Below are 4375 nucleotides of genomic sequence, written 5' to 3'. Positions count from 1 at the left end.
ACGACGGCGACGGCGACAACCCCCGCTGGATCGTGGAGGACACCGCCACCGGAGCCGTGAGCCGCAACGTCGACTCCGCCTCCGGCGACCTGGCCGCCGCCACCGGCAGGACCGGCGACACCGTCCTGCAGCTGTCCACCATCCCCGGCGGCATCGCCCTCCGGCTCCTGCCGGACACCAGCCAGGCGCCTGTCGCCCTGGACAGCGACGAGTACGGCAGCCCCCCCGCCCGGGCCGGCCACCCACCGCACCTGGCTTGGCGTCGAACACCGTTTCACCGAGACCCTCACCGGCCTCACCCTCGTGGGCGTCCGCCTCTACAACCCGGCCACGGGCCGCTTCCCGGCTGTCGACCCGGTCCACGGCGGCAATCCGAACGCCTACGAGTACGTCCACGCCGACCCGCTCAACCGCTACGACCTCGACGGCAAGTGGAGCTGGCGCAAGACGTGGCGGAGCACCAAGCGCTGGGTGAAGCGGCATCGCGGCGGGTCTGGCCGGACTCGGCTGTGGGTTGGTGACCGCTGGGGTCGGTGCGGCTGCTTGTGCCGTCGTGGCAGGCGGAGCGGCCGGCACCTGGGCGAAGTGGAACTGGAACCGCCGGGCCTCACGGCGGAGCATCTTCGTCACCGGCGTCCCAAGCGCCGCCGGATTTGGTGGTGGCGGCGCTGCCTTCGGCTCTGTGGGACGTCACTTCCTCAGGAAGGGGCCCTACCGTTGGTCCACGAAGCGGTACCCGGGCACTGGACGCCACCGCAAGACGGCGCCACGCCCTCACCGGAAGCGGTCGTGGCGGAGGTGGTGAACCTCTGGAAGTGATGCTCTGAAGTGTCGGGTGAATACCCAGCCGTACGTCAGGGTGTCGCCGAGCACGGCCGGGCCTGGAATATTCTTTCCGGGCCCGGCCCCGGTGTCCCTTCTCGCGCATTCGTTCCCGGTGCTCACAGCACCGCAGGTGCCGGTGGCACAGAATCTTCCCAGTAGTCTGGACGGCATGAATGACTGAGTTGCAGAAGAATGCTCGCGTATTTCCCGTTCTGGCCTTGATCGCCTTTATCGCCGGTGTGGCGTTCACTGTTTTCACCGGCCGCGAATCAGCCGCCTTTCTTTTTGCTGCTTCGGCGGTGATGTTCGCTGTTTCCTGGTACTTCGCCCGTGCTTCGCGCGATGCGTCCACCGAACAAGACGACCGGAGCGCCTCGACATGAGGTCGCGCCGGATACGGGGCATAGGTGTCGCAGCGGTGGCGGGGAGGTCGGAGCGTCGGTGACGACGTGAAGCCCGCAGGACCGGAAAACTGCTCCAGTCCTGTCTCCACCCGGCCACGGAGGCAACGCCAACGCCTACGAGTACTGCACGGCCGCCCCGGTCAACTGTTACGGCCTCGATGGACGGTTCGGCTGGAAGAAGTGGCTGGGACGGGCGAGCACGGGGCTGGCGGTCGCGGGCATGTTCGGCTGCGCCGTCTGCGCGGGGGCCTCGGCCGTCATCAGCCTCGGAATCGCCGCCCACGACCGGAGGCAGGGCAAGCGTCGTGAGGAGGTCACCGGCGACCTCACGGCATTCGCCCAGGGCGTCGGCCGACTGGTTTCACTCGGGCGCACCCGCGCGGTGAGGGCGGCCTACAGGTATGGCCGGAAGTACATGCAGAACTACCGGTACCTTCGCCAGTGCAGCGGCAAGCTGACCAACACGGGCAGGCAGAGAGTCTGCCGTAAATGCACCGGGTACCGAGGGCGCGGAAGCTGCGTCTGATCCAGTGGCCGCGTCAGCGAAACCGCTGACGCGGCCACGATCCCTGGAAAGGATAACCGTGGAGGATTTGGCAGGTCTTGCACTACGGGTACTGCGCGGCATCGGCAGAGGGGTGGCCGCCCTCCTCGAGTACATCAACCTCCGGGATGGCTATCGGGCTTTCAAGCGTGATGTTCAACACATGAAGAAAGGCAAGAGAAAATAGCATGCCCGCTGCGGCTCGGGTCCGCCGGTGAACCGGCAGACCCGAGCCGCATTTGCCCTGATCTTTTGTGGTGGCCCGCAGGGGATACAGCTGTGAACCCCGCGGCCCCTGCAGCAGTGGTGGTCACTCCCACCTCACCTGGCGCAAGAACGGCCGGCGGGGAACCATCCACTACCGCTGGCACGGCCGTGGCCTGGGACGACGAGGCCGACCAGGCCGCAGTCCTAAGCTGATTCATACAGCCCCCGTCGGGGGCAGGTGGCGAGGCCGCGCCGTGTGCGGCCTCGCCACCCTCACCGGAGGGAGTGAACGTGGGAAACATGGCCGCCAAGGCGCGAGTGGCAGACCTTGTCGTCGCGTACGCGGTCCTGGTCGACGCGACCAATGCGTGCGATGCCCTGGACGAGGTGGTGGTGGCCGCCGACACCTGGGCTTCGGCCACGGATCTCATCCGGGCCTGCGGCTACCTCAAGGTCCCCAGGCGGGCCATGAACGGCAGGATCGGGGCAGAGGCGGTCGAGGCGGCCCTCGCAGCCCCTGGAACGGTCTTCCGGAAACGCTTCATGTCGGACACACCGTGGGTACCCGCCGCGAGGTGAGGGGAAGGTCCGCCTCCGTGGGGCGGTGCGACGGAAGAAGCATGCGTCCCCGCGCCCGGACACGAAGTCCGCTGGAACGGTTGGAAACCACGAGTATTCAGGACTCCCTCGAAAGTCTCGTCAACGCGCTGCGCCGCCACGCCGAACCGATGTATACGCCCGACACCGCGGGAAACGTGAGTGTCGAAGCGTTTCAAGAGCTCAGGAGGGCCGCTGCGGCATGCAGCGGAAGTCCCGGCGGTAAGCTGAACCACAGGTTCACTCGTTGGCAAACTCTCTGGTGAAGGGCAGACATGTGGCGAAGGAAGGAGCGTTCCGCGCTCGAGAAGCTACTCCCCAGAGGATCCCGGCTCGACAGTCGCCCGGAGTTGAAGCAGCGTACAGACGTCAATGATCTCCTCATCGAGTTGGATGCGCTGGAAGCTGCCCTGACGGGAGTTCTGGGTGACGACCGTCGATTGACTGCCACGAAGGCCCTTGTCGAAGACCAGTTCCGCGCAGTGGAGGCGGAGCTGGGCAGGTTTCACGAGGACGCAGAAATCGGTGATCTTCGTGAGTATGTAGGAGAACTGCGGCTCGGGTACGCACGGCACCTCGCAGAAAGAGGTGTGGAGGGCTGACCCCACGCGGTCCGGGCCCCTCTCGGCTCCTCGCACTTATAGGCTGAACGGGGAAAGCCATGGGTCGATACGACCGTCGAAACCTTTTCTGATGGACCTCCGGCCGCTGGAACGCGAACGTCCAGGGGCGTACAGGCCGCAAGGGCACGTGGCCGAACAACTACCACGTGTACCACCGAGGCGTTGGAAGCGGTCGACTGAGCGGGGGCCGGGTCTGCTGGCCCCCCGCTGCACTCTCGCTGTGAGGAAGAGGGAATGTGAGTGGGTTCCAGCAGGTCGACGATCTGATCGGGATCGGACGGAACTCGGCGGGCCAGGAGTTCTATCTGCGCGTCAGAGTCGGCGAGTTCGCATGCGACGGCACGGACCGCGAGGAGTACGTCCAGACCCACCGGTTTCAGACGGCCGCCACGGGAGCGGAGGCCGACGTCACGGACGTGTTCGGGACCGACGATCTCGAGGCTCCGGCCCGGGATCTGATGGAGGGGCGTGTCTCCTGGCACGGCGAGGACCTGGCTTTCCGCCCCGCCACGGCCGACGGGCAGGCGCGGATCCACGCGGTGACCGGCTGGTGACCACGTTGCAGCGGATTCGCACTGCGCCTTGTGGGATCGGCGAACCGGTGCCGGCCGGCCACTGAGCACATCGCGTGGTCGCGAACTCCGCGGCGTACGTGTCCGCGTGTGGTTGGGGGTCGGCGCTGGACCCGGCCCGGACCGAGACGCGGCCGGGGCGTTTCCAACTGACTGCACCCTCCGGGGCGGCTTCCGCCGATTGCCGATCGAGGCTCTGACCTGCCATGGACCGGGTCGTCGGTCGCGGCCGGCCCTCGGCTCCGCTGGGACGGGCACAAGGGTTTCGCGTGCCCACCGGGGCCTGCCGATCACCGCCCACCACCACCTCGGTGGCTTCATCGTGTTCATCCGGGAGAGTCTCGACGTGCGCAGAGCTGCGGTGCAGAGCAGGTGGAGCGGGCCGTACATGCACTCGCACCATCACCCCCGCGGTATCACGGGGGACGGTCGATGCGTGGTCCGAGAGGCGCGCGCCCGGGCATCGCCTGGCGGGCCAAGGGATCGTTCAACGGCCGCCGTGGACACTATGGACCGGTGGTCGACCACAGAACGCGGAAGATCCTGCACCACCAGTTCAGGGGACGGTAAGCGGTGATATTTCACTTCGATCGGGAGCGGGCT

6 protein-coding genes are annotated in these 4375 nt (G+C 67.1%); all 6 read left to right on the top strand.

The genetic code is table 11. The annotated features are described in order from the left end of the window. Positions 1 to 303 precede the first annotated feature (303 nt). The 6 genes from ACFSJS_RS27835 (at position 304) to ACFSJS_RS27810 (ending at position 3754) form a co-directional block, all read left to right on the top strand. On the top strand, positions 304 to 819 hold the full coding sequence (locus tag ACFSJS_RS27835) for an RHS repeat-associated core domain-containing protein (RefSeq protein ID WP_380905263.1): 516 nt from the start codon (positions 304 to 306) through the stop codon (positions 817 to 819). Positions 820 to 998: 179 nt separating this feature from the next. Continuing rightward, entirely contained in the window at positions 999 to 1208 is a 210-nt protein-coding gene (locus tag ACFSJS_RS27830) for a hypothetical protein (protein ID WP_380905261.1), read from the top strand. Between the two features lie 605 nt (positions 1209 to 1813). Beyond that, positions 1814 to 1960, top strand: coding sequence for a hypothetical protein (locus ACFSJS_RS27825; RefSeq protein WP_380905259.1), 147 nt, complete (start codon positions 1814 to 1816; stop codon positions 1958 to 1960). A gap of 320 nt (positions 1961 to 2280) precedes the next feature. After that, entirely contained in the window at positions 2281 to 2559 is a 279-nt protein-coding gene (locus tag ACFSJS_RS27820) for a hypothetical protein (protein ID WP_380905257.1), read from the top strand. 293 nt (positions 2560 to 2852) lie between these two features. Beyond that, a complete protein-coding gene (locus tag ACFSJS_RS27815; RefSeq protein WP_380905255.1) occupies positions 2853 to 3179 on the top strand; it encodes a hypothetical protein in 327 nt (108 codons plus the stop codon). Between the two features lie 257 nt (positions 3180 to 3436). Continuing rightward, entirely contained in the window at positions 3437 to 3754 is a 318-nt protein-coding gene (locus ACFSJS_RS27810) for a hypothetical protein (protein ID WP_380905253.1), read from the top strand. Positions 3755 to 4375: the final 621 nt, after the last annotated feature.

The organism is Streptomyces desertarenae, assembly GCF_042681365.1.
Lineage (GTDB): Bacteria > Actinomycetota > Actinomycetes > Streptomycetales > Streptomycetaceae > Streptomyces > Streptomyces desertarenae.
Note: the sequence above shows the minus strand (reverse complement) of the source record. Positions and strands in the feature narration are given on the sequence as shown.

Bases quoted from the DNA above. Each gene is read 5' to 3' on its own strand.
- ACFSJS_RS27830 (WP_380905261.1), top strand. From the start codon at position 999: ATGACTGAGTTGCAGAAGAATGCTCGCGTATTTCCCGTTCTGGCCTTG.
- ACFSJS_RS27820 (WP_380905257.1), top strand. From the start codon at position 2,281: ATGGCCGCCAAGGCGCGAGTGGCAGACCTTGTCGTCGCGTACGCGGTC.
- ACFSJS_RS27815 (WP_380905255.1), top strand. From the start codon at position 2,853: ATGTGGCGAAGGAAGGAGCGTTCCGCGCTCGAGAAGCTACTCCCCAGA.